At 64.2% G+C, this 23,215-nt stretch carries 20 protein-coding genes and 1 pseudogene; 10 read left to right on the forward strand and 11 right to left on the reverse strand.

Going from position 1 to position 23,215, the window contains the following annotated elements; translation table 11 throughout:
* Positions 1-159 precede the first annotated feature (159 nt).
* On the forward strand, positions 160-873 hold the full coding sequence (gene radC, locus AC0L3X_RS23935) for a RadC family protein (RefSeq protein WP_354131628.1): 714 nt from the start codon (positions 160-162) through the stop codon (positions 871-873).
* 278 nt (positions 874-1,151) lie between these two features.
* Positions 1,152-4,076: an autotransporter family protein gene (locus AC0L3X_RS23940; protein WP_245328525.1), complete on the forward strand. Its 2,925-nt coding sequence runs from the start codon at positions 1,152-1,154 to the stop codon at positions 4,074-4,076.
* A gap of 446 nt (positions 4,077-4,522) precedes the next feature.
* Here the strand turns inward: AC0L3X_RS23940 and AC0L3X_RS23945 are convergent, their stop codons facing one another.
* Entirely contained in the window at positions 4,523-4,768 is a 246-nt protein-coding gene (locus tag AC0L3X_RS23945) for a hypothetical protein (protein WP_135215889.1), read from the reverse strand.
* A gap of 835 nt (positions 4,769-5,603) precedes the next feature.
* Here AC0L3X_RS23945 and AC0L3X_RS23950 point away from each other — a divergent pair.
* Together AC0L3X_RS23950 and AC0L3X_RS23955 are read left to right on the forward strand one after the other, a co-directional pair.
* A pseudogene (locus AC0L3X_RS23950) lies at positions 5,604-5,765 on the forward strand (JAB domain-containing protein); the annotation flags it as partial.
* A 27-nt stretch (positions 5,766-5,792) separates the two neighbouring features.
* Complete coding sequence (locus AC0L3X_RS23955; RefSeq protein ID WP_063980707.1) at positions 5,793-6,581, forward strand: bestrophin-like domain; 789 nt, start codon at positions 5,793-5,795, stop codon at positions 6,579-6,581.
* 29 nt (positions 6,582-6,610) lie between these two features.
* On the opposite strand, the gene AC0L3X_RS23960 is transcribed toward AC0L3X_RS23955, so the two are convergent.
* From AC0L3X_RS23960 to AC0L3X_RS23970, 3 genes are all read right to left on the reverse strand, one after another.
* A complete protein-coding gene (locus AC0L3X_RS23960; RefSeq protein ID WP_231143808.1) occupies positions 6,611-7,474 on the reverse strand; it encodes a DUF1444 domain-containing protein in 864 nt (287 codons plus the stop codon).
* 105 nt (positions 7,475-7,579) lie between these two features.
* Positions 7,580-7,900, reverse strand: coding sequence for a hypothetical protein (locus AC0L3X_RS23965; protein WP_063980706.1), 321 nt, complete (start codon positions 7,898-7,900; stop codon positions 7,580-7,582).
* 164 nt (positions 7,901-8,064) lie between these two features.
* Positions 8,065-8,439, reverse strand: a complete 375-nt coding sequence (locus AC0L3X_RS23970; protein WP_063980705.1) for a hypothetical protein — start codon at positions 8,437-8,439, stop codon at positions 8,065-8,067.
* A gap of 267 nt (positions 8,440-8,706) precedes the next feature.
* Here AC0L3X_RS23970 and AC0L3X_RS23975 point away from each other — a divergent pair, with 267 nt between their 5' ends.
* Positions 8,707-10,095, forward strand: a complete 1,389-nt coding sequence (locus AC0L3X_RS23975) for a peptidoglycan-binding protein (RefSeq protein ID WP_063980704.1) — start codon at positions 8,707-8,709, stop codon at positions 10,093-10,095.
* A 14-nt stretch (positions 10,096-10,109) separates the two neighbouring features.
* Here AC0L3X_RS23975 and AC0L3X_RS23980 read toward each other — a convergent pair whose 3' ends face one another.
* From AC0L3X_RS23980 to AC0L3X_RS24010, 7 genes are all read right to left on the reverse strand, one after another.
* Positions 10,110-11,390, reverse strand: a complete 1,281-nt coding sequence (locus tag AC0L3X_RS23980; RefSeq protein WP_063980703.1) for an RNA polymerase sigma factor — start codon at positions 11,388-11,390, stop codon at positions 10,110-10,112.
* Positions 11,391-11,523: 133 nt separating this feature from the next.
* Positions 11,524-11,931: a YciI family protein gene (locus AC0L3X_RS23985; RefSeq protein ID WP_063980702.1), complete on the reverse strand. Its 408-nt coding sequence runs from the start codon at positions 11,929-11,931 to the stop codon at positions 11,524-11,526.
* A gap of 99 nt (positions 11,932-12,030) precedes the next feature.
* Positions 12,031-12,723, reverse strand: a complete 693-nt coding sequence (locus AC0L3X_RS23990; RefSeq protein WP_063980701.1) for an AprI/Inh family metalloprotease inhibitor — start codon at positions 12,721-12,723, stop codon at positions 12,031-12,033.
* Complete coding sequence (locus AC0L3X_RS23995) at positions 12,723-13,712, reverse strand: 2-hydroxyacid dehydrogenase (protein WP_063980700.1); 990 nt, start codon at positions 13,710-13,712, stop codon at positions 12,723-12,725. The genes AC0L3X_RS23990 and AC0L3X_RS23995 overlap by 1 nt, the downstream gene beginning before the upstream one ends.
* Complete coding sequence (locus AC0L3X_RS24000) at positions 13,712-14,530, reverse strand: ABC transporter permease (RefSeq protein ID WP_063980699.1); 819 nt, start codon at positions 14,528-14,530, stop codon at positions 13,712-13,714. The genes AC0L3X_RS23995 and AC0L3X_RS24000 overlap by 1 nt, the downstream gene beginning before the upstream one ends.
* Positions 14,527-15,342, reverse strand: coding sequence for an ABC transporter ATP-binding protein (locus tag AC0L3X_RS24005; RefSeq protein ID WP_063980698.1), 816 nt, complete (start codon positions 15,340-15,342; stop codon positions 14,527-14,529). The genes AC0L3X_RS24000 and AC0L3X_RS24005 overlap by 4 nt, the downstream gene beginning before the upstream one ends.
* Before the next feature lie 10 nt (positions 15,343-15,352).
* Positions 15,353-16,375 (reverse strand): ABC transporter substrate-binding protein, encoded by a 1,023-nt coding sequence (locus AC0L3X_RS24010; protein ID WP_063986037.1) that lies wholly within the window; start codon positions 16,373-16,375, stop codon positions 15,353-15,355.
* A 139-nt stretch (positions 16,376-16,514) separates the two neighbouring features.
* Between AC0L3X_RS24010 and AC0L3X_RS24015 the strand changes: the two genes are divergently transcribed.
* From AC0L3X_RS24015 to AC0L3X_RS24035, 5 genes are all read left to right on the forward strand, one after another.
* Positions 16,515-17,321 carry a creatininase family protein gene (locus AC0L3X_RS24015; protein WP_063980697.1) on the forward strand — a complete coding sequence of 269 codons (807 nt, stop codon included), beginning with the start codon at positions 16,515-16,517 and terminating at the stop codon, positions 17,319-17,321.
* 139 nt (positions 17,322-17,460) lie between these two features.
* Positions 17,461-17,724 (forward strand): hypothetical protein, encoded by a 264-nt coding sequence (locus AC0L3X_RS24020; RefSeq protein ID WP_063980696.1) that lies wholly within the window; start codon positions 17,461-17,463, stop codon positions 17,722-17,724.
* Between the two features lie 396 nt (positions 17,725-18,120).
* A complete protein-coding gene (locus AC0L3X_RS24025; protein WP_063980695.1) occupies positions 18,121-20,088 on the forward strand; it encodes a carbohydrate porin in 1,968 nt (655 codons plus the stop codon).
* Positions 20,089-20,116: 28 nt separating this feature from the next.
* A complete protein-coding gene (locus tag AC0L3X_RS24030; RefSeq protein WP_354131630.1) occupies positions 20,117-21,850 on the forward strand; it encodes an ABC transporter permease in 1,734 nt (577 codons plus the stop codon).
* A 13-nt stretch (positions 21,851-21,863) separates the two neighbouring features.
* Positions 21,864-23,177: an ABC transporter ATP-binding protein gene (locus AC0L3X_RS24035; RefSeq protein ID WP_063986036.1), complete on the forward strand. Its 1,314-nt coding sequence runs from the start codon at positions 21,864-21,866 to the stop codon at positions 23,175-23,177.
* Positions 23,178-23,215: the final 38 nt, after the last annotated feature.

Here is a 23,215-nt window from a genome sequence, read left to right on the forward strand (position 1 = left end):
CCCCCGGGGCCATTGGCGGGGGGGTGGTCTCCCCCCCCGCGGGGGGGTGTTGGGCCGTTTTTCCCCGCGGGGCCCGGGGGGCCGGCCCAATTGCCCCCCCCGCGGGGGCCGGACACTTCCCGGTTGCAAAACGCGCGCCGTACGGCATGGTTAGGCCTGATGCCCGCCAAGACCGACCACGACAAGGCCAAGCCCGAGGACGCGCCGCACTATCACGGCCATCGCGAACGGCTGCGCGAGCGCTTCTACAGCGCGGGCGCAGATGCGCTCAGCGATTACGAGCTGCTGGAGATGGCGCTGCTTCCGGCGCTGCCGCGGCGCGACACCAAACCGCTGGCAAAGACGCTGATCAAGACCTTTGGCTCGTTCGCCGAGGTCGTCCATGCCCCGGTGGCGCGTCTGCGCGAGGTCGGCGGCATCGGCGAAGCCGCGATCCACCAGCTCAAGCTGATCGCCGCGGCAACGCATCGCGTCGCCAAGGGCGAGGTCAACAGCCGCAACGCGCTGTCGTCCTGGAACGAAGTGATCGACTATTGCCGCTCCAGCATGGCGTTTTCAGACAAGGAGCAATTCCGCCTGCTCTTCCTCGACAAGCGGAACCAGCTGATCGCCGACGAGGTGCAGCAGACCGGCACCGTCGACCACACCCCGGTCTATCCACGCGAGGTGATCAAGCGCGCGCTGGAGCTGTCGGCGACCGCGCTGATCCTGGTGCACAACCACCCCTCAGGCGATCCCTCGCCGTCACAGGCCGACATCCAGATGACCAAGGCCATCATCGACATCGCAAAACCGCTCGGTATCGCCGTGCACGACCACATCATCGTCGGCAAACGAGGTCACGCCAGTCTGAAGGGACTGAAGCTGATCTAAACGACGTCGCCTCTTGGGGGCTAAAGCGGACCTTACCGCGAACCTCGCAAAACGACGCGATTGCCCCAGAGCAGTCATCAGTCCCGCTGGCAACTCGAGGTTGTCCAGAGAGCACGGCGTGGATCCGTTGGATCAGCATTGTTGTCCCATGCGTGACTCGTAAGCGACAGTGGTCGGGATAATGGATTGCTGCCGCGATCGCCACAGATGCGGCGTCTTCGCACAACAATTCTGGTGCTCGTTGCCTTTCGCGATCGCGTGTGATCGGGCGCAACAAAATGGAACTGCGCAAGCCTTTGCGATTACGTGCCGGTCAGGCGCCGCGTCGGCACCCTCTGCGAGCACGGGTGCTTTCCGTTGTTCTGCCTTGCGTGATTATCATCGCCGCACCGCAAGCGGCCCGCGCTCAATGTACAACTGATCCTGTCAACGGCGGCATCCTTCAGAACGGCGGAACCTGCGTAGCCAATAATCCGGTGAGCACCGGTTTCAACATCGCGGTCAGCGCGTTGAACGGCGCAAACGTGACGACCAATGGCACGGTGACGGCCAATGGTGGTGGAACAGGAATCCAGGCCACCACCAACGCCACGGTCACCGCAAACGCAAATGTAACCGCCGCCAGCACTGGCCTGATTGCGAACACCGGCGGCACGATCATCATTAATGCGATCACCCTGGCGAATTCTGGCGGCGGCGGCGCGGCCATGATCGCCACCACCGGCACGATCATCGCGAATAGCACGACCGTGAATTGGAACGGCGGCGCCGCGGTCGGGGTGGGCGGGGTAGTGCAGGCCACGGCGGGAGGTCTGATTCAATTCACACCTGGCTCGTCGATCAATCTCAGCGGTGGCTTCGGCAAGTTGATGACCGCCGACGGTGCGACAAGCCAAATCATCGCCAATGGTCTTTCCGTGAACATGGGTGCTTCGGGCGGCATGACCGCGGCTACGGCGCAGAACGGGGGGAGTATCCAGCTTGCGAGCGGCAGCAGCATCACGTTCGCCGGAGGCGGCGGGAATACCGGCTTATCGGCAACAGGGACCAACAGTTCGATCACGGCGACCGATCTGAGCTTGTCGGTAGGTAATGGCGGTGGTGATGTCGGTGTGAACGCCGCGTCCGGGGGCCAGGTGACGTTGACGCGCGGCTCCGTTACCGTTCCGGGCATTGGCGGCGGGGAGATAGGACTTCGGGCGACGGGGGCGAACAGCCTGGTTACCGCAAACGATGTGGTCGTCAGCGTGACGGGAGGCGGTGGAAACGCTGGAGTGAATGCGACGACTGGCGGCACCGTTACGACGAGTGGTGGCTCGGTGTCCGTCGTCAACGGCGCGGGCGGGCTGCTGCAGAACGGCGGCAACGCAACCATGACCGGAACCGACGCGACCGCGTCAGGAAATGGCGGCTTCGGCTTTCTGTTCAACGGTAGCGGAAACACGTTGCAGTACAGCAACGCCACCATCGTGGCCAGCGCCGCCTCCTTCTCGGTGCAGGGCGCCGCGGCCAACATCAGTCTTAGTAATGCCGTCGCAGTAACAAATAACAACACCCTGCTCGAAACGGTGTCTGGAGCCAGCACGACGTTCAACGCACAGGCATCGACCTTGCGAGGGGTGATCACGACGGCGGCCGGCGGCATCAGCACAGTCACCCTTGCGCAGAATACCGTCTGGACGATGACGGGCAATTCGAACGCAACCAACCTGACCAACAACGGCAGTGAGATCATCTTCACCCCGCCGACCGCGGACCCCACACAACTGTCGAGCTACAAGACGCTGATTGCGAATAACTATGGGGGCGCAGGCGGCTTGATCACGCTCAATACTTTTCTCGGCAACGACACTTCGCCATCCGACAGGCTGGTCATTAACGGCGGCGCAGCGACGGGCTCGACAACGCTAAGAGTATTGAACACGACCGGTCCCGGCGATCAGACCGTTGCGAACGGCATCCTTTTGGTGCAGACCGTCAACAACGCCACCACGGCGCCCGGCGCTTTCTCGCTCGCCGGCGAGGTGCGCGGCGGCGCCTATGATTACTTCCTGTTTCGCGGCGGCATTAACGGCAATGCGCCCCAGGATTGGTTCCTGCGCTCGACTTTCGATTCGGGGCCGACACCCCCGGACCCGCCGATTATCCCGCCGCCGATCCTGCCGCCCGATCCGCCTCCGGACGGGCTGCCGCCCGGCTCCTACCCAATCATCGGGCCTGGACTTGCAACCTACGGGTCCGTTCAACCTATGGCCCGGCAAATCGGCCTCGCCACGCTTGGTACGCTCAACCAGCGAGTCGGCGACACGATGACATTGTTGAATGCGGGTACCGACCCTGATGGCTGGGGCCGGTCGGACTGGGCGCGCGTTTTCGGTCAGCAGATCAACGGCCACTACCAGGCCTTCGCCGACCCGCGCACCGATGGCTGGCTGGCGGGCTTCCAAGGCGGAATCGATCTCTGGCGCGGCAGCACCATCCCCGGTCACCGCGACTCTGCTGGACTTTACTTCGCCTATACCCAGGCGCGGGCCGACGTGACCGGGCTGGTCACAAACCCGGCCGCCACTGGCTACATGCTCACCCACACCGGGACCAACGACATCCAGGCTTACTCGGCCGGCGGCTACTGGACGCACTACGGTCCGACCGGCTGGTACCTCGACGCGATCCTGCAGGGGACGCTCTATCGCGGCAACGCGACGACGCAATTCACGCAATTGCCGCTCACGGGCGCCGGCTTCGTTGCCTCGCTGGAGACGGGCTATCCAATCCCGCTGCCGCTTGGCCCAGGCTTCGTGCTCGAGCCGCAGGCCCAGATCATCTGGCAACGGGTCTCGTTCGACGAAGCCAATGACGGTCTGGGCCCGGTCGGGCTGGGCACGACGTCGGGTCCGATCGGACGGCTCGGCCTGCGCGGGCAGTGGAATACCACGAGCAGCAACGGGATGCTCTGGCAGCCTTATGCAGGCGTCAATTACTGGCGCAGCTGGGGCGCGGGAGCGGACACCACTTTTGGCATCGATCAAGTGCTGCTGCTGCAGAAGATGCAGACGGTCGAAACCTTCGTCGGCTTCACCGGCAAGCTCGACAAGAGCTATAGCGTCTATGCTCAATTCGGTTATCAATTCGACGTCGGCAGCACGGTCAACGCGGGCCCGCAAGGCGCCAAAGGCACCGCGGGCATACGCTACAGCTGGTGAATAGGGTTCCATCAAGCTGCTTGCGATCTCTACGCGCAGCGAGGCCCGCATTCCGCGGCCTGCCGTATACACTATGTGCATGTCCGGATGCGGCCCTGTTTGAGACATGCCGACCGACCTTGAGAATGTCCGCGAACCGAGGAAGACCGGAAGTGGCCAGCGCACAAGGCAGGCCGCTTCCATGCGGCCGTCTTCGCTTGGTCACGAATGACCCGGATTGGCAGCCTACAACGCGCCGATCGCCTCGGCTAAAGCATGATCCGGAAAAGTGCGCAGCGGTTTTCCCTCGCGACAAACGCGGAGCGCGTTTGAGCGGAGATCATGCTCAAACAACAACCTAAAGCGCGATGACGATTCATCCCAATCTCATCGCGCTTTAGGCAAGATGACTGGCCAGCCGAAAGGTCTCTCGGCGAGCTCGGCAGGGCGGGCCGATGATCACTTCCTTACGGCAGCGACCCTCTAAGGTCCGCGACACCAAAATCTACCGTGGCCCCGCCACCGTTCTCAGAAGTCGTCTGGGTGCGGGCCTCGCTGTGCGCTGACACAGCGATGACCCGGTCGCCTTTCTTCTCCGCCAGTCCGACATTTCGAGCGAGGATCGCGCCAAGCAAAAGCATCGTGACCATCAGCCCGCTCACGGACGCAGTCACATAAACATTGGACCAATTGCGCATCACTACACCACCCATGCGCATCGCCCCGGCCCGATGCAACATGCGTCGTTGAGTCGTTAGGCGATTTGGTGGCGCGGCAGTGGCGTTCTGGAGTTCACCTCACTTGTTACGCGGTGGCGGCACTCGTTGCAGGTTCGTGGCGAGCGGATTGCTTTGAGCAGCCTTTCCTGTGGACCGCCGCACTTCCATCACAGGAGGCAGCATGGACTCAGGCATACTCCGAAATTGCGCGGCTTGCTCTCCCGGCCGCGCGGATCTCGCCTGGAGCCCCGGCTGGTACGGTCGGGGCTCTCTTTGGAGCGGCTCTCCGAGACCGTTCAGCTTGGCCTCGGGCGGCGGTCTTCGTGCTGCCAGTCGCCTAAGCACTAACCCGATCACTAGCTCCGTCAGAACTGCTGACGTTGCTATCCGCTTCCGGGATTTCAGCGCTGTTCGTCTGGATCAGAATAGCTGTTTCTGCATCTCGACGAGGCGCGCGCGGCTATATTGCCACCGGATAAAGCCGCAGCCGCGCCGTGCTAATTGTTGCGCGCAGCTCAAATGACGACCATTCCGGGCTGCATCGTGCGCGTCGGACTGAAGCATCACTTGCGCTGATCTGTTTACGGCGACTTCCGCTTCTGGCCCGTCTCGGACCTCACGACGCCGAAGCAGAATGTCCGCCACTGAGGTCAGAGCTGAAGTCCGCTGATGGTCCCTGGTGAGTGAAATGGCTTATAAAGGCGCTTCCACGTGTTAACGTGATCATCACGAACGATCACTGCTTACAGTCCCCTGTCTACGTCCCCTGCTACTACCCCACCTAAAAAATCTATTGTGTGTTCAACGCATTACGTGAAGCGATAGATTCATCCACAACCACCCCTCGGGCGATCCCTCGCCCTCGCAGGCGGACATCCAGATGACGAAAGCCATCATCGACATCGCAAAGCCGCTCGGCATCGCCGTGCACGACCACATCATCGTCGGCAAGAGCAGGCATGCCAGGCTGCGCGGGATGCGGTTGATCTAGAGCCTCAAATCAGATGACAAGGACACGATGAGCGACTGGCTGCACAATCTGCCGGTGCCTGCAATGGCGCTGGTGATCTTTGGATTCACGTACCTGCTCGCCGCGGCCATCTTCGCAGGCATCGCGAGGGCCGCGACGGAGGAGCGCGCGAAGTCGCTGAAGGCGATCTCGCCGGGCATGCTGCCGGTGCTCGGAATCATCTTCGGCCTGTTCGTCGCCTTCATCGCCGCGCAGGTCTGGGGCGACAGCGACCGCGCCAGCGCCGCGGTGAGCCGCGAGGCCAGTGCGCTACGCAGCGCCGTGCTGCTGGCCGCCGGCCTGCCGGCGGAGCAGGAGACGAAGCTCCGCGGCCTGGTGCGCGACTATGTCGGCCAGGCCGTCGCGGTGGAATGGCCGATGATGGCGCATCAGGAAGTGTCGCTGAAGGTCACGCCGCCGGCCCTCGCCGAAGCCCTGCAGTTCGTCGTCGCGATGACGCCGCAAGGCCCGGGGCAGGCGAATGTGCAGCGCGAGCTCATCGCCGCGCTGGAGCAGGCGCTGGACGCGCGGCGGCAGCGGATCATCGTCAGCCTCGCCGCGGTGAACCCGGTCAAATGGTGGTGCCTGTATCTCCAGGCGGCCTGCGCGCTGCTGGTGATCGGCCTCGTTCATTGCGACAACCGGCTGGGATCGGCGATCGCGATGGGCCTGTTCGCCACCGGCGTCGCCACCTCCGTCCTGCTCATCGCCGCGCATGACCGGCCGTTCGCCGGCCAGATCTCGATCCAACCGGAGCCGCTGCTCCAGATCATGCCGGCAGACCCCGGCAAGAGTTGAGCAGAGCGGCCGCCCCGCGTGAGAGCATCTCACCGGACGAGCTGCCACCCCTTCGGCGTCCAGCGCAGCAGCGTGCCGGACAGCGGCTTCGGCGCGCGCGCCATCATGTTCCTGGCCAGCGTCCGCAGCGCGTCGATCGCGGCACTGCTGTCTTCGCTTGCATAGAGCACGAGATCGGCCGACGGCGCCGCGACGATCAGGACACCGCCCTGGGCCTGCGCGAGCGGCGCCCAGCTGTCGATCAGCGCGAGCCGGCTGGTCTGATAATAGTCTCCCGTCAACGTGCCGAACTGTCCTGATGGGACCGCTTTTGCGACGGTCGTGAACGGCTTCACGCTGCTGCGCAGATTGGCGATGGCGATGTCGAAGACCTGGTCCTGCGTCAAGCCGAGCGCGGCACGATCCTTGTCGTTGAACACCCTGACCGCCCGCGGCGAATCCAGCACCGGGACGATCACCAGCCCCTCCGCCAGCGGCCGCGTCAGCGCCGGGCCGCGCGCGTCGACCTCCCGAAGCGCCTGCCGCATGTAGTCAGCCGAGCGCACGACCACGCGAAGGGCTGCTCGGGTCGGCGGATCATTCCGGCTGCTCGCCGTTGCCTTGACGCCGCTGACATAGGCGCCGATCTCCCTGGCGCAGCCGCCGGTGTTGGCCTTGCAGAAGGCGTAGATGCGGTCGAGGTTGGTTTGCAGAGGGCCGACCGACAGCGTCAGCGGTCCCTTGATCACGACCGGGGTGTCACGAATCTCGGCGCGGATGCGCTCGGCCACGAAAGCCGTAAACGCGGGTTCGTCGGTTGGAATCTGTTGCGCCCGGGCAGCCCCGGCTCCGACGAGATCGCCGGCCACGATCGCGGCGATCAGCCACCGGCATATGCGAGATCGGATGCTCATGCGAACCACCAGCTCGGGAGAGCGGCTCGCCGGCCGATACTCACCCCTCCGCGTCCAATCTACTGCCGGGCGCCGTCAATCCTGTGGGCGCCGGCGGTTGATCGATCAATAGCAATAGCGTTGGCTGACCCGGACGTAATAGCCGTCGGGACGCTGCACATAACAGCCGCGCTGATAGGCGTAGTAACCGGAGCGGCGGCGCTCGCCCTCGGAAGCGATCGCAGCGCCCGTGCCGGCACCGACGACGGCGCCGATTGCGGCGCCGCGGCCTCCGCCGAGCGCACCACCGAGGATCGCCCCGCCGACACCGCCGATGATCGCACCGCCGATGGCATCCTGGGCTGCAGCCTCATGCGCCGGCATCGCCATCGCGACCGTCAGACATGCCGCGATTCCAAAACTTCCAATGCGAAGACCTCGAAGCATGCTCGCCCTCCCTGTGATGAGCCAGTCATAGCGCCGGAAGCGGATTCGGACCAGACAAATAGCCGGCAGCGCGGCTCGCGACGCCTACGCGATGGCGCCGGAGGCGCAGCGCGAAGACGGCTCAAACCATGCCGCGAGCGACGCACAGGCCGGCCAATCGGACGTCAGGGATAGATCCAGCGCTGCACGGCCTCGGCGGTGTCGGCCGGCGTGGAGTTGAAGCAGATCGCGGCGTCAGGCGCCAGTTGATGGACGAGGTTGAGCACCTTCTCGAACAGCAGCGGGCGCTCTTTCGGCTCGCGCAGCCCCGCGCCGATCACGATGCAGTCGAAGCGCTCGTCGCGCAGTGCGGCCGTGACGCCGGCTTCGGCGGTCGCGTCGAGATCGATCAGGCAGCTCGTGACCTCGTAGCCGAGATCACGCAGGCGCAGCAATTGCGCTTCGATATAATGGCGCATGAGCTCCGGCGTGAGCTGCGGAAATGCGCTGTAATCCGCATTGCCGGGTTCGATGCCGATCGCGAGGACGCGCTTGGCCATGCAGGGCTCCCTACCGCATCGTCTAAAATGCTAACGGACGAACGACCATGCCGGTTCCCCCACTGGCGGGTCGCGCTGCCGGCGAAGGCGCGGGTCCGGCCCTGCGGCGCATTTTCGCGCCCAGGCTGTAAGCCATTTCACATGCGCCGGGCCGGCAACCTGCCACATTTGCCGGAGATCACGTTGGAGTCACACCCGATCACGGCACCTGGTCCATATCTGACTTGCACGAAATTTCGATAATTCATCAATTTTCGGGAGCGGAAGATGGTCTCATTCGAGAGTCTGAAAAGCGAGTACGAGCGGAATTGGGCCGATCTCGAGATCCGGCCTTCCCGCCTCGGCGACGCGAATGGCGTCGCGCGCAAGGCGATCAACGGCAAGGCGACCTATCAGCAGATCGAGCGGTTGACCGGAGTCCCCTGGTATTTTGCCGCGCTCTGCCACTACCGCGAATCCAACTTCGATTTCGACACCTATCTCGGCAACGGCGAAACGCTTCATCGCGTGACGACCATCGTTCCGAAGGGGCGCGGCCCCTTTACCACGTTCGTGGACGGCGCCGTGGACGCGTTCAGAATCGAGAATTTCATCGGCGCCCACGACTGGGGCATCGCGCGGATGCTGTTCCGGCTCGAGGCGTTCAACGGCTTCGGCTATCACTCGAAGGGCTGCAATTCGCCCTACCTCTATGGCGGTTCGACACTGTACGGCCCGCCCGAGGCGAGGGCCGGCAAATTCGTCCGCGACCACGTGTTCGACTCGAACCACGTCGATTCCCAGCTCGGCACGGCGGTGATCCTGCATGCGATGATGTCGCTCGATTCCTCGATCACCCTCGACGGCAGCCCGCAATTCGCCGGCCGCACCGAGCCCGAGGACGATGCGGCGTCGACGATTGTTCTTATGCAGCAGGCGCTCAACAAGCTCGGCGCCAATCCGCCGCTCGCCGAGGACGGCATCAGCGGACCGAAGACCGGGGCCGCGGTCTCGCAGTTTCAGCAGCAGAACGGCCTGAGGGATACCGGGCTTCTCGACGGGGCCACGGTCGCGGCGCTCACGCGTGCAACGCAGGCGGGAGGTTCCGTGCAGAGCGGCGATCTGTCCAAGATCCTGAAGCGGCTGGAGGACCTCGCACACTTGCTGCGACCGTCAGCCGGCGGCGTAACACCGGGAACGACGACACCGGGCAACACGCTGCCCGCCACCAACGATCCGATCAACCTGTTCGAACGGCTCTTCTCCCTCATCAACAAGACGGCGCCCGTGCCAGGACCGGTCAGCCCGACCAATCCAGCCCCCGTCGATCAGTTGAAGCAGGTCGTCGACCTGCTCAGCACGCTGCTCAACAAGGACGGCAAGCCGGTGCTCGGCCAGGTCAACGGCGCGCTCGGCGAGACCATCGGCAAGCTGCTCGACGGCAAGAAGACGGCACTCGGCATCGGCGGCTCGGTGCTCACTGCGCTGCTCTCTTCGGTGACCGCGAGCCCGAATGCAGGCGGTATTGCCGGACTGCTCGGAACGATCGTATCGGCGGTGCCGGGCCTCGGCCAGTTCGCGATGCCGATCTCGCTGGCGCTCACGGCCTGGGGCGTGCTCGGCAAGTTCGAGAAGTGGGCGCAAGGCACCGCGCCGCCGCCGAAGCCGACGACGTAAAGCCGTTTGCGTCTTCAGCCGTCGGCATCGGCAATGGCTGCCGCTCGCCGCTCCATCAACACGCGCTCGCGCGCATTGTTCGTGAGACGCGCTGCGGTCTCGAACGATCGTCGCGCCTCGGCGAAGCGACCGAGCTTCTCCAGGAGGTCGCCGCGGACAGAATGGAGATGGTGGTAAGTCCCGAGCGCCGGTTCGTCCGCGATCATGTCCACGAGATCGAGACCGGCCTGCGGCCCTTCGGCCATGCCAAGCGCGACCGCCCGGTTGAGCTCGATCACCGGCGAGCGCACCAGCGCCGCGAGCTGGCCATAGAGCTCCGCGATGCGGCGCCAGTCGGTGGCAACGGCCGTCTCCGCCGTCGCGTGGCACGCGACGATCGCGGCCTGCAGCGTGTAGAACCGTCCGGCACCGCCGAGCTCGCGCGCGCGATCGAGCGCGCGAAGGCCGCTGCCAATCTGGCGCCGGTCCCAGAGCCTGCGGTCCTGGTCCATGAGCAGGATGGGCTCGCCATCGATGCCCGTGCGCGCCTGCTTCCGCGCAGCATTCAGCTCCATCAGTGCCATGAGACCGTGGACCTCGGGCTCGAGAGGCGCGAGCCCGACCAGCACCCGCCCCATGCGCAGGGCCTCGTCGCAGAGCTGCGGCCGCAGCCACTCCTCGCCGCCTGAGGCCGAATAGCCCTCGTTAAAGATGAGATAAACGACCTCGAGCACCGAGGCGAGACGCTCCGAAAGCGCCTCGCCGCTCGGGATCTCGTAGCTCAGGCCCGACCGCGACAGCGTGCGCTTGGCGCGGACGATGCGCTGGGCGATGGTTGCCTCCGTGACCAGGAAGGCGCGCGCGATCTCGTCGGTGGTCAGGCCGCAGATCATACGCAAGGCCAGCGCCGCGCGGGCCTGCCGCGGCAGCAGCGGGTGACAGGCCGTAAAGATCAGCCGCAACCATTCGTCACCGATATCGTCGTCGAGGGCGGCGTCGAAATCCGGCATCGCGTCCTGCTCCTGCATCAGCTCGTACGTCAGCAGGTCCTGCTTGCGGGTGAGCATCTTTGCCCGGCGCAGATGATCGAGCCCACGGCGCTTGGCCGTCGCAACCAGCCAGGCGCCGGGATTGTCCGGCACCCCGCTGTGCGGCCAGGCTTCCAGCGCTGCGACCAGTGCGTCCTGGGTCAATTCCTCCGCCAGCGGCACGTCCCGCAGCATACGCGACAGCGTGGCGATCAGCCGTGGCTGCGCGACGCGCCAGGTTGCGTGAATCGCGGCGCGGATCTCGCGATCGATGTCGGCGGTCGTCATCGCCGCCGACCAGAGCCCTTTCCGTTCCGATGGAATCGGAACGGGGCTCTAGATTCTTGTTTTGACGCGTTTTCTTTGCGCGAACCGGTATCCACTTCGCTCGAAAACGCTCCAGGACGAGCGGTGGTGTCCATCAGGCGTGGGCAGCCACCCTGGACTGCGCGTCGACCTGGCAGGCGATCTCCACGCCCGGCGTGGCGAATGCCCGTAATTCGCAGGTACCCTCCCAGCCCGGCATGTGATCGAGGTGCAGCTGCATGAATTCCTTCGCCATGGCCACGGCTTCCGCCTTGTCGCGCAGCTCGAAAATGGCATAGCCGCCGATCACTTCCTTGGCCTCGACGAAGGGGCCGTCGATGACGCTGAGCTCGCCGTCCACGATTCGCACCCGTGCGCCGGTCGCAAGCGGCATCAGGCCGCCATTGTCGATCATTCGACCGGCCTTGATCTCCCGCTCGGATATGTTCTGCATGGCCTCCATCAGCGCCGGGCTCGGGGCAGCCATCGGCTGGCTGGAGGTGACGATGTACATGAAACGCATGAAAAACTCCCTTGGCGAGCAGCAACCGCTCCGGCTGCAAACCGGCTCGCTATGGATGTGACGATTGAGCCTTGGCTAAATCGACATCGACCGGAAGATTTATTGCCGCAGCATGATCAGGGGATCGGCGGTATCGGGGACGCGCCGCCATTGCGCGTTGTCATCGGCCTCGAACTGCCAGGCCTCGCCTGATTTCGACATCAGGACGATCTGGCCGCGCTCGAGCCGCCATTGCGCCAGATTGAACTGAGCAATCGCCGGATCGCATTTCGGCTTGACGAAGACCTGGAAATTGTCCGGGCCGGCTTCCGTGTTGGTCAGCGTCAGCCCGCACACCGGCTGGCCGTTGCCGCGCACCATCGACCAATCGCCGATCATCTGGTCCATCGACTTGGCCATCGAGCGGGCTGCGGCGAGGTCCTGGAGGATGTAGACGCCCTCGCCCTGCCGCAGGCCTTCGAAGATGCCGGCCTCGACCTCGGTGAAGTCGATCACGGCTTCACCGGTCGCGTCCTGCAAACGAACGATGTCGAGGCCCCTGACGCTCCAGGCGACGATGTCCTTCGTAAAGGGCAGCGTGGTCTTGCAGGCCGGCTCCAGCTCCAGCTTGAACCCCTGCGCCGCGGCATCGCCCTTCATCGTGACGACGCAGGTCTTGCTGCGCTCGGTGGTCGAGAGCTCCCACTGCCCGGGCATCGTCTTCTTCAGGGTCGTCGCATCCTGCGCATGCGCGATGCCGATCGCGGCCACAAAGGCCGCGACGGCGAATGCAACGAACCGAAGACCTCTCATCAGCGCCCCTTGAACGGCGTTTCCGCAACCGGCGTCAACGGCGCCTTGCCGGCGAACCAGGACTTGAGGTTGTCGACCACGAGCTGATCCATCGCGTTGCGCGTCACCACCGACGCCGAGCCGATATGCGGCAGCAGCACGACGTTCTGCATGGTCTTGAGCTCGTCCGGCACGCTCGGCTCGGCCGCGAACACGTCGAGACCGGCGGCGAGGATGGTGCCTGATTTCAGCGCCTGGACCAGCGCCGCCTCGTCGACCACCGAGCCGCGGGCCACGTTGACCAGCACGCCGCGCGGACCGAGCGCCTTCAGCACCTCGGCATTGATCATCTTGTTGGTCGAGGCGCCGCCGGGCACGATCACCATCAGCGTGTCCACCGCCTTCGCCATCTCGATCAGATCGGGATAGTGCTTGTAGGAGACGTCCTTCGACGGATTGCGGGAGTGGTAGACCACCGGCACCAGCGAGGCATCGAGCCGGCGCGCGATGGCCTGGCCGATCCGGCCCATGCCGACGATGCCGACCTTGCGGTCGCGCAGCGAGCCGACGCTGAGCGGATAGTTCTGCGTCTGCCAGAGGCCGGAGCGGACGTAGCGGTCGGCCTTGATGAACTCACGCACGGTGGAGATCAGAAGGCCCATCGCGACGTCGGCGACCTCCTCGGTCAGCACGTCGGGCGTGTTGGTGACGATGATGTTGTGCTCGGCCGCGTATTTGGCGTCGATATGGTCGTAGCCGACGCCGAAGCTCGCCACCATCTCGATCTTGGGCAATTGCGACAGCGAGTCCCTGTCGGCACGCACCGTGTGATAGGTCACCGCCACGCCGCGGATCTTTTCGCGGATCGCCGGTGTCAGCCGCTCGAGATCGCCCCGGGTCTCCGCCTTGTGCACGACGAAATGATCGGAAAAACCGTTGTCGAGAATTGGCCGCACCGGCCCATAGATCAGAAGGTCGATCTTTTCGGACGAAATCGAACCGGTAGTCATCAGTTTTCCTTTCCAAGCGCGCTCTCGTGCCAGCGCCGTAAAACGAGGTGGGAAACTAGCGCCAGCACCCCATAGATGACAATCCCGGCCAGCGACAACAGCAGCAGCGCTGCGAACATGCGGGGTATGTTCAATCGATAGCCGGATTCGGCGATCCTGTAGGCGAGCCCGGAGCCCGCGCCGGCGGTGCCGGCCGCGATTTCGGCCACAACCGCGCCGATCAGCGACAGGCCGCCGGCAATGCGCAGGCCGCCGAGGATATAGGGCAGCGCCGCCGGCAGCTTCAGGAAGCGCAGGGTTTGCGGCGGCGAGGCGCCATAGAGCTGGAACAGGCCGGCAAGGTTGCGATCGACCGAATTCAGCCCGAGCGTGGTGTTGGACAGCACCGGGAAAAAGGCAACGATGAAGGCGCAGACCACGACCGCGGTTTGCTGCTCCAGATAGATCAGAAGCAGCGGTGCAATCGCGATGACAGGAGTCACCTGGAGCACGATTGCATAGGGGAATAGCGAATATTCCACCCATTTCGACTGGTTGAACAGCAGTGCCAGCGCGATGCCGCCGATGCTGGCGGCGACAAAACCTTCGAGCGTGGTCAGCAGCGTGGTCGCGAGCGATTGTGACAGCACCGCCCAGTCCTTGATCAGCGTCAGGAAGATGACGGAGGGCGCTGGCAGAACGTAAGGCGGGATGTCCTTGATGCGGACGACCAGTTCCCAGGCCGCGAGTCCGGCTGCGAACACGATGACGGGAAGCACCAAGCGCATCGCGCGTTGCGCGCCTGATGGCTTTGCGGTGACGGTAGCTTGCGCGTTCATAGCATCGATTGCCCCGAATAGGACGGCGCCAGCGCGGCCGACACTTTCCGGCAATAATTGGAATAGGCGGCCGAGGTCCGAAACTCCTCACCGCGCGGCTCGACCGTCTCGATGCGGATATCGGCCTGGATGCGGCCGGGCCGCGCGGTCATGACCACGACCCGCTGCGACAGGTAGACGGATTCGAACACCGAATGGGTGACGAAGATGACGGTCTTGCCCAGGGCTCGCCACAGCGCGAGCAGGTCGTTGTTGAGGCGAAAGCGCGTGATCTCGTCGAGCGCGGCGAACGGCTCATCCATCAGGAGGATATCAGGGTCGGTGACGAGCGCACGCGCCAGCGACACCCGCATCTTCATGCCGCCGGAGAGCTCGCGTGGGAAAGCATCGGCGAAATCGGCAAGACCCACGCTGGCCAATGCCTCATCGGCCCGCGCGCGCGCCTCCGCCTTCGGAACGCCTGCGAGCCTCAAGGGCAGCCGCACATTCTCGCGCACGCTGGTCCAGGGCATCAGCGTCGGCTCCTGGAACACGAAGCCGATGCCATGACCCGGCAGCACATCGCCCTCGTGGCGCGCCACCCGCACGATGCCGGACGATGGCGCGCTGAGCTCTGCGATCAGGCGCAGCGCAGTGGACTTGCCGCAACCGGACGGGCCCAGCAGCGAGATGAACTCGCCCTTGCGAACGGCAAGGTCGAGCGGACCGAGCGCCATGACGCCATTGTCATACGCCTTCGTCACGCCGCGCAGGCTGACGGCGAGAGCCGTCAGTCCGGCCTCGACCCCGGACGAGCTTTTGACGGATGACATGGACCTTGCGCTACGGCTTGCTCGGGCGCAGCTCGACGCCGACGCCCTTGTTGACGAAGCGCAGCGTATAGGACTTGCGGAAGTCGAGATCCGCCTTCACGACGCCGGCCTTCACCATCTTGTTGAAGAAGGAGGTGTAGCGATCGTCGCTCATCGCGCCGATACCGTTCTTCAAGGACTCGCCGGAATCGACGATGCCGTATTCCTTCATCTTGGCGACGGAATAGGCGAGCAGCTCGTCAGTCATCTCCGGGTTGAGCTTCCTGATCATGGCATTGCCCGCGGAATTGTCGCGGTAGATGTAATTGTACCAGCCGACCATGGAGGCATCGACGAAGCGCTGCACCAGGTCCGGCTTTTTCTCGACCATGTCGCGGCGCGTCTCGATCAGGGTCGAATAGGTGTTGAAGCCGTAATCGGCAAGCAGCAGCACATTCGGCTTGAAGCCGGCGGCCTTCTCGACCGCGAAGGGCTCGGAGGTGACGTAGCCCTGCATCGCGCTCTTGGGGTTGGCGATGAAGGGCTGCGGATTGAAATTGTAGGGACGAACGTTCTTCTCGTTGAAGCCGTATTCGGACTTCAGCCACTGGAAGTAGCTGGTCATGCCCTCCTTGGAGACGAACAAGGTCAGCGGCTTGAGATCCTCGATCTTGGCGACCTTGGCGTCCGGCTGCGTCAGCATCACCTGCGGATCCTTCTGGAAGACCGCTGCGATGGTGACGACGGGGACGTTATTCGCCACCGCGTCGAACGACATCAGCGTGTTCGCGGCCATGAAGAAATCGATCTTGCCGGCGATCAGCAGCATCCGGTTGTTCTCGTTCGGACCGCCGGGAACGATGGTGACGTCGAGGCCGTATTTCTTGTAGGTGCCGTCGGCGACCGCCTGGAAGAAACCGCCATGCTCGGCCTCGGCGACCCAGTTGGTGCCGAAGGTGACCTTGTCCAGCGTCTCTGCACGCACCGGCGCGAGAGAGACGCAAGCGGCCATCAAGCCCGCCGTTAACGCTCGCCGCAGATGAGAGGGGGTCATGATGGCACTCCGTCGATCGTGGCTGGCCGATGTGAAGGCAACGCGATAGAACCGCATGAAGTTCGGGGACGCGAGCCGGCCAGGCCCGCGTCCCCTGATAACCCCAAAATACGCGACAAATTCGGGCAAAGAAACCACGATGACGCCGTCCCGCGACTGGATCGACATCAACTGGGCCGATGGGAGCCTTGCAGACGTGTCGCGCCGGATCGCGGTGCTGCCGCTGGCGGCGACCGAGCAGCACGGCCCGCATCTGCCGCTCGAGACCGACGTGCTGATCGCGGACGCGTATCTCGCGCGCGTGCGCGAGCTGTTGCCCGCAAATGTTCCGGCGACGTTCCTGCCCGTTGAACCGGTCGGGATTTCCACCGAGCATATCGACTTTCCGGGCACGCAGACGCTGCCGACCGAGGTGGCGCTGAAGCGATGGACCGCAATCGGCGAGGACGTCGCGCGGCGCGGCTTGAAGAAGCTCGTCATCATCACCAGCCATGGCGGCAACAGCGCGGCAATGATGCTGGTCGCGCAGGATCTTCGCGCGCATCGCAAGCTCTTTGTGGTGACGACGTCGTGGTCGCGGCTGTCGGGCGCGGAGAAACTGTTCCCGGCGGATGAAGTGCGCCACGGCATCCATGGCGGCGCGGTCGAGACCTCGATCATGCTGGCGCGCTATCCCGATCAGGTGCGCAAGGATGCGATCGCGGATTTTCCCGCGAGCAGCATCGCCATGGAAAAGCAGTATCGCTGGCTGTCGACGCAGCGGCCCGCACCGTTCGCCTGGCAGGCGCAGGATCTCCACACGAGCGGCGCGATCGGCAATGCGACGCTGGCTGTCCCCGAGAAGGGTGTGCAGCTCGTCGATCAGGGTGCGCGCGCCTTTTGCGAGCTGCTGGCCGAGGTCGATAACTTCGACGTGAAGAGGCTCGCCAAAGGGCCTCTCGGCTAGCTCGCATCCGACTGGAATCATTCGGGAAACAGCCGATCTGCACGCTCACTTTTGCTGGATTCGAACCGGACGCGGCAAGCCTCCGTCCAACTGGGCACGCGGGCCACAACGGACCGCCTCAACCCGGATGGAGTTTCACATGTCGATCAAGACCAGGATTGCCGCCGTCGCACTCGCTGCCCTCGCCGTCACCGGCAGCATCGTGTCCACCACCTCTTCGGCCGAAGCCAAGCAGCCCGGCTGGGTCTGGGGTGTGGGTGCCGGCATCGCCACCGCCGCCGTCGTCGGCTCCGCGATCGCCGCCAGCAACGACCCCTATTACTACGGCTATCACCGCTGCGGCTGGGTCGCCCAGTACAACGCCTTCGGCCAGTACGTCGGCCGCGTTCGTACTTGCTACTGATTTGAGTACCTGAGGCCGATCTCACGTGGATCCCGCGTTCGACACGGGCGCCTCATCCACCCCGTGTCGTGCCCCCGACCCGCCCGGCTGTCCCCCCGGGCGGGTCATTCATTTTGGACCTGAGAATTTGTTGCAGCTCCGTCACACAAGAGTGCGAACCATCCCCTGCGGCAATCCGTGCCAGTTGCTATTGCGAATTAATCGCAATAAGGTTTGTAACAAGCACAGGGGCTTGGGAAGAAATCGCGTCGAGTCGGGATCGTCTGGTCCGATCGCGTGAACAACCAAGACTTCGTGACAGGGTCGCCGCGAATCTGCAGGGATATCGCGGCGAATAGGACACATTCGCGTTTGGGGGCGTGCGTTTTGAAGTTGAGAGGTCACCGGCACCGGTATTTGCGAACGGCCGCGGCGATTGCCTCGGGCGTGCTGGCTTTTCCCGCCGCCGTACACGCGGCCGATCTGCCGCTGAAGGCGCCGGCGCTGAAAGCGGTCTATGACTGGACCGGCCTCTATATCGGCGCGCATGCCGGCTACAGCCGTGGCTCGTCCAGCTTCGCGCTGAACGACGGCACCGCGATCAACGGCAGCGGCGTCTTCAGCGGCATGATCGGCGGCGTGCAGGCCGGCTACAACTACCGGCTCAACTCCGGCTGGCTCGTCGGCGTCGAAGGCGATTTTTCGTTTCCCAATTACATCACCTCCAACTCGATCGTTTCCTTCCTCGCGACACCTGCCAACACGGTCATCCAGCAGTGGGACTACACCGCCAGCCTGCGCGGCCGCGTCGGCTACACCAGCGGTCCATGGCTCGTCTATGCCACCGGCGGCTTTGCGTGGATGGGCGAGCGCTATTTCGACACGCCGGCCGCGGGCGACGTCCCGAAAATCCTGAACACGCGGCCCGGCTGGATCGCGGGTGCCGGCATCGAATACGGCTTCGCGCCGCATTGGAGCGCACGGCTCGAATATCTCTATAGCCGCTTCGACGGCGCCAACGTCGCCTTCTCCACGGGGGCCCAATACACCTCCTCGTCGCTCGACTTCCAGTCGATCAGGCTCGGGCTCAACCGCAAGGTCGATTGGCCGGGCATGCCGAGCTACAATCCGAAGAGCTCCCTGATCGACACGGAATCGGATCGCTGGGAGATTCACGGTCAGAGCACTTATCTGCCGCAAGGCTATCCGTCGTTCCCCGCTCTCTACAGCGGAACAAACTCGCTCTCGCCTTCAACCCAGGCCAAGGCGACCTGGAGCAACAGCCTGTTCCTGAACGCGCGGCTGTGGGACGGCGGCGAGGTCTATTACAATCCCGAACTGCTCCAGGGATTTGGACTGAACGACACGGTGGGCGCGGCAGGCTTTCCCAACGGCGAAGCGCAGAAATCGAACTTCCCCTATCCGCATTACAACACCTCGCGGCTGTTCGTGCGCCAGACGTTCGGCTTTGGCGGCGAGCAGGAAGAGCTCGCGAGCGGCCAGTTGCAGCTTGGGCAAAAGGTCGACGTGTCCAGGCTCACGGTGCAGGCCGGCAAGTTCGCGGTGATCGACGTGTTCGACGGCAATGCCTTTGCCAAGGACACCCGCAAGGATTTCATGAACTGGTCGCTGTGGGCGCCGGGCGCCTTCGACTATTCCGCCGACAAGGTCGGTCTCACCTATGGCGTCACCGCCGAGCTCAACCAGAAGCAATGGGCGCTGCGCGGCGGCTATTTCCTGATGGTCGCGGAGTCCAATTCGAATCATTTCGACACCAGGGTCGGGGAACGCGGTCAGTACGCGATCGAGCTGGAGACGCGGTTCTCGCTGCTCGGCCAACCTGGCAAGCTCAGGACCATGGGCTGGGTCGACAGCGCCAACATGGGCAGCTTCCGCGAGACGCTGGACAATCCTGCGCTCAATCTCGACATCGCGCAGACCCGCCGCGGCCGCCTCAAGGTCGGCTACGTCGTCAACCTCGAGCAGGCGATCACAGAAGATATCGGGCTGTTCGGCCGCTGGAGCTGGAACGACGGCAAGACCGAAACACTCGCCTTCACCGACATCAACAGCAGCCTGGCCGGCGGACTGTCGATCAAGGGCACGAAATGGGGCCGGCCTGACGACGTCGTCGGCATCGGCGGCGCGGTCAATGCCATCTCGCAGGATTATCGCGACTTCCTGGCCGCCGGCGGCCTCGGTGTTCTCATCGGCGACGGCGCTCTCAACTACCGCAAGGAGCGCATCCTTGAGGCCTACTATGCCTATTCGGTGAACAAGAACGTCACGCTGACCGCGGACTATCAATTGATCACAAACCCGGCCTATAACGCCGACCGCGGGCCGGTCTCGATCTTCTCGGGCCGCCTGCACGCAGAGTTCTAGCCCAAAATTCCAGCCCAAGGGCGGGCCTATGAAGCCGAGAGATATCCGCACGGCCGCGATCGGCCGGGCGCTACTCCCCAATGTCTGGGATGTCGCGGCGCTGATCCTCGTGATCGGCGCCATGGTCCTGATCGTCTATGGCGGCGAGCAGACCACGGCGCCGCTGTCCGAGCTCGAGCGCGCACCGGTCACGCTCGATCCGGCAAACCTTCCGCTTTATGCCTTGCGCACCGTCTTGCGGATGCTGCTCGCCATCGTCTGTTCGACGGTCTTCACCTTCATCTACGCGGCGATCGCAGCCAAGAGCCGGCGAGCCGAATTGGTGATGATCCCGCTGCTGGATATTTTGCAATCCGTCCCGATCCTGGGCTTCCTCACCTTCACCGTCGTGTTCTTCATGAATTTGTTTCCGGGGCAGGTGCTCGGCGCCGAGCTCGCCTCGGTGTTCGCGATCTTCACCAGCCAGGCCTGGAACATGACGTTCAGCCTGTACCAGTCGATCCGCAACGTTCCGAAGGATCTGGAAGAGGCCACGCAAAGCTTCCATTTGTCCGGCTGGCAGCGCTTCTGGCGCCTCGACGTCCCCTTCGCGATGCCCGGCCTGATCTGGAACGCGATGATGTCGATGTCGGGCGGCTGGTTCTTCGTGGTGGCCTCGGAGGCGATCACGGTCGGCAACACCACGGTGACGCTGCCGGGCATCGGCTCCTATGTCGCGATGGCAATTCAGCAGCAGGATTTGCCGGCGATCCTCTACGCCATGCTGGCGATGCTGCTCGTGATCATCGCCTATGATCAGCTGCTGTTCCGCCCTATCGTCGCCTGGGCCGACAAATTCCGCTTCGAGCAGACCGCCTCAGGCGAGGCGCCGGCCTCCTGGATGCTCGACCTGTTCCGCCGGACTCGGGCGCTGCGTGCGCTGACCCTTCCTTTCGCGGCGCTGAACCGCGCGATCTCGAACTTGCGCATTCCGCTGCCGAAGCTGCCGCCCGCGGCACCAGGTAAAGACCAGACGTCACGCCTCGTCGATACGGTCTGGATCGCATTGATCCTCGGCGGCACGGCCTATGCCGCCTGGCTGACCTATCGCTATCTCTCGGCCAGTCTCGGAATGTCCGACGTTCTTGTCGTCATCAGGGACGGGCTCATCACGTTGTTGCGCGTCGCCATCCTGATCACCCTCGCCACGCTGATCTGGGTGCCGGTTGGCGTGTGGATCGGGCTACGCCCGAAGCTCGCCGAACGAATCCAGCCGCTGGCCCAGTTTCTGGCGGCCTTCCCGGCCAATCTCGCCTTCCCCGTCTTTGTCGTCGCCATTGTCAGCTTCAAGCTCAATCCAGACATCTGGCTGAGCCCGCTGATGATCCTGGGCACGCAGTGGTACATCCTGTTCAACGTGATCGCGGGCGCGAGCGCCTTTCCGACCGATCTGCGCGAAGCCGCCGGCAGCTTCCATCTCCGGGGATGGCGATGGTGGTTCAAGGTGATACTGCCCGGCGTCTTTCCTTATTACATCACCGGCGCGATCACGGCGTCCGGCGGCTCCTGGAATGCGTCGATCGTCGCGGAGGTCGCAAGCTGGGGCGACACGCATCTGAAGGCCACCGGGCTCGGTGCCTATATTGCTTCCGCCACGGAAGCCGGTGACTTCCCGCGCGTCGTGCTCGGAATTGCCACGATGTGCATTCTGGTGACGTTGTTCAATCGTCTGGTCTGGCGGCCGCTCTATGCCTTCGGCGAGCGTCGCCTGCGGCTCGGCTGACGAGGAGACCATCATGCTCGATCAACCCTCTGCGCTCATCGACATCCGCGGTGTCTGCCGATCCTTCCCGAAAGGCAGCGGCGAACAGCTCCTGGTGCTGGATAAGGTCGACCTGACGATTCGCTCGGGCGAGATCGTCGGCCTGCTCGGCCGATCCGGCTCCGGCAAGTCCACCTTGCTGCGGATCATCGCCGGTCTGGTCAGCCCGTCTGCGGGACAGGCGACCTGTCGCGGCGAGATCATCGTCGGGCCGCCGAACGGCGTCGCCATGGTGTTCCAGTCATTCGCGTTGTTTCCCTGGTTGACCGTGCTCCAGAACGTCGAGCTCGGGCTCGAAGCGCTGGGCGTCGATGCCACCGAGCGCCACAAGCGCGCTCTTGCTGCGATCGACCTGATCGGCCTTGACGGGTTTGAGTCCGCCTTCCCGAAGGAACTGTCGGGTGGCATGCGGCAGCGCGTCGGCTTCGCCCGCGCGCTGGTGGTGCATCCGGACCTCCTGCTGATGGACGAGCCGTTCTCGGCACTCGACGTCCTCACGGCCGAGACGCTGCGCACGGACCTGATCGACCTCTGGATCGAGGGCCGGTTGCCGATCAAATCGATCCTGATGGTGACGCACAATATCGAGGAGGCGGTCCTGATGTGCGATCGCATCCTGGTGTTCTCATCCAATCCGGGGCGTGTCGCCGCCGAGATCAAGGTCGACATGCCACATCCGCGCAACCGGCTCGACCCCCATTTCCGGCAGCTCGTCGACAACATCTACGCGCGCATGACCCAGCGCGCCGAACCGAAGGCGCCCCCCGTCGAAGGCATCCTGGGCTCCGGTGTCGGCATGACCCTGCACCACGTGTCGTCCAACGTGCTGTCGGGCCTGATCGAGACGCTGGCGGGGCCGCCCTATCACGGACACGCCGACCTGCCCGTGCTCGCAAGCCAGCTCCAGCTCGAGGCCGACGAGATCCTCCACCTCGGTGAGTCCCTGCAACTGCTGCGCTTCGCCCAGCTGAGCGAAGGTGACCTGATGCTCACCGACACGGGCAAGCGTTTTGCCCATCTCGAAACCGACGCACGCAAGAAGCTGTTCGCCGAACATCTCGTCACTTACGTGCCGGTGATGGGATTGATTCGCCGCGTGCTCGACGAACGTCCCTCCCATACCGCCCCCGCGGCACGGTTCCGCAACGAGCTCGAGGACTACATGTCCGAGGACTATGCGGACGAGACGCTCAGGACCGTCGTGTCCTGGGGACGTTATGGCGAGCTGTTCGCATATGACGAGCAGTCGGAGACGTTCAGCCTCGAAAACCCGGGCGAGAGCGCTTGATCCGCCTGCGGCAATTTGGTCGGGAACCGGACAAATTG

The organism is Bradyrhizobium sp. MI1.7, assembly GCF_055811795.1.

Coding starts and splice junctions, on each gene's coding strand:
- radC (WP_354131628.1), top strand. CDS start 160: ATGCCCGCCAAGACCGACCACGACAAGGCCAAGCCCGAGGACGCGCCG.
- AC0L3X_RS23940 (WP_245328525.1), top strand. CDS start 1,152: ATGGAACTGCGCAAGCCTTTGCGATTACGTGCCGGTCAGGCGCCGCGT.
- AC0L3X_RS23945 (WP_135215889.1), bottom strand. CDS start 4,768: ATGGGTGGTGTAGTGATGCGCAATTGGTCCAATGTTTATGTGACTGCG.
- AC0L3X_RS23955 (WP_063980707.1), top strand. CDS start 5,793: ATGAGCGACTGGCTGCACAATCTGCCGGTGCCTGCAATGGCGCTGGTG.
- AC0L3X_RS23960 (WP_231143808.1), bottom strand. CDS start 7,474: ATGAGCATCCGATCTCGCATATGCCGGTGGCTGATCGCCGCGATCGTG.
- AC0L3X_RS23965 (WP_063980706.1), bottom strand. CDS start 7,900: ATGCTTCGAGGTCTTCGCATTGGAAGTTTTGGAATCGCGGCATGTCTG.
- AC0L3X_RS23970 (WP_063980705.1), bottom strand. CDS start 8,439: ATGGCCAAGCGCGTCCTCGCGATCGGCATCGAACCCGGCAATGCGGAT.
- AC0L3X_RS23975 (WP_063980704.1), top strand. CDS start 8,707: ATGGTCTCATTCGAGAGTCTGAAAAGCGAGTACGAGCGGAATTGGGCC.
- AC0L3X_RS23980 (WP_063980703.1), bottom strand. CDS start 11,390: ATGACGACCGCCGACATCGATCGCGAGATCCGCGCCGCGATTCACGCA.
- AC0L3X_RS23985 (WP_063980702.1), bottom strand. CDS start 11,931: ATGCGTTTCATGTACATCGTCACCTCCAGCCAGCCGATGGCTGCCCCG.
- AC0L3X_RS23990 (WP_063980701.1), bottom strand. CDS start 12,723: ATGAGAGGTCTTCGGTTCGTTGCATTCGCCGTCGCGGCCTTTGTGGCC.
- AC0L3X_RS23995 (WP_063980700.1), bottom strand. CDS start 13,712: ATGACTACCGGTTCGATTTCGTCCGAAAAGATCGACCTTCTGATCTAT.
- AC0L3X_RS24000 (WP_063980699.1), bottom strand. CDS start 14,530: ATGAACGCGCAAGCTACCGTCACCGCAAAGCCATCAGGCGCGCAACGC.
- AC0L3X_RS24005 (WP_063980698.1), bottom strand. CDS start 15,342: ATGTCATCCGTCAAAAGCTCGTCCGGGGTCGAGGCCGGACTGACGGCT.
- AC0L3X_RS24010 (WP_063986037.1), bottom strand. CDS start 16,375: ATGACCCCCTCTCATCTGCGGCGAGCGTTAACGGCGGGCTTGATGGCC.
- AC0L3X_RS24015 (WP_063980697.1), top strand. CDS start 16,515: ATGACGCCGTCCCGCGACTGGATCGACATCAACTGGGCCGATGGGAGC.
- AC0L3X_RS24020 (WP_063980696.1), top strand. CDS start 17,461: ATGTCGATCAAGACCAGGATTGCCGCCGTCGCACTCGCTGCCCTCGCC.
- AC0L3X_RS24030 (WP_354131630.1), top strand. CDS start 20,117: ATGAAGCCGAGAGATATCCGCACGGCCGCGATCGGCCGGGCGCTACTC.
- AC0L3X_RS24035 (WP_063986036.1), top strand. CDS start 21,864: ATGCTCGATCAACCCTCTGCGCTCATCGACATCCGCGGTGTCTGCCGA.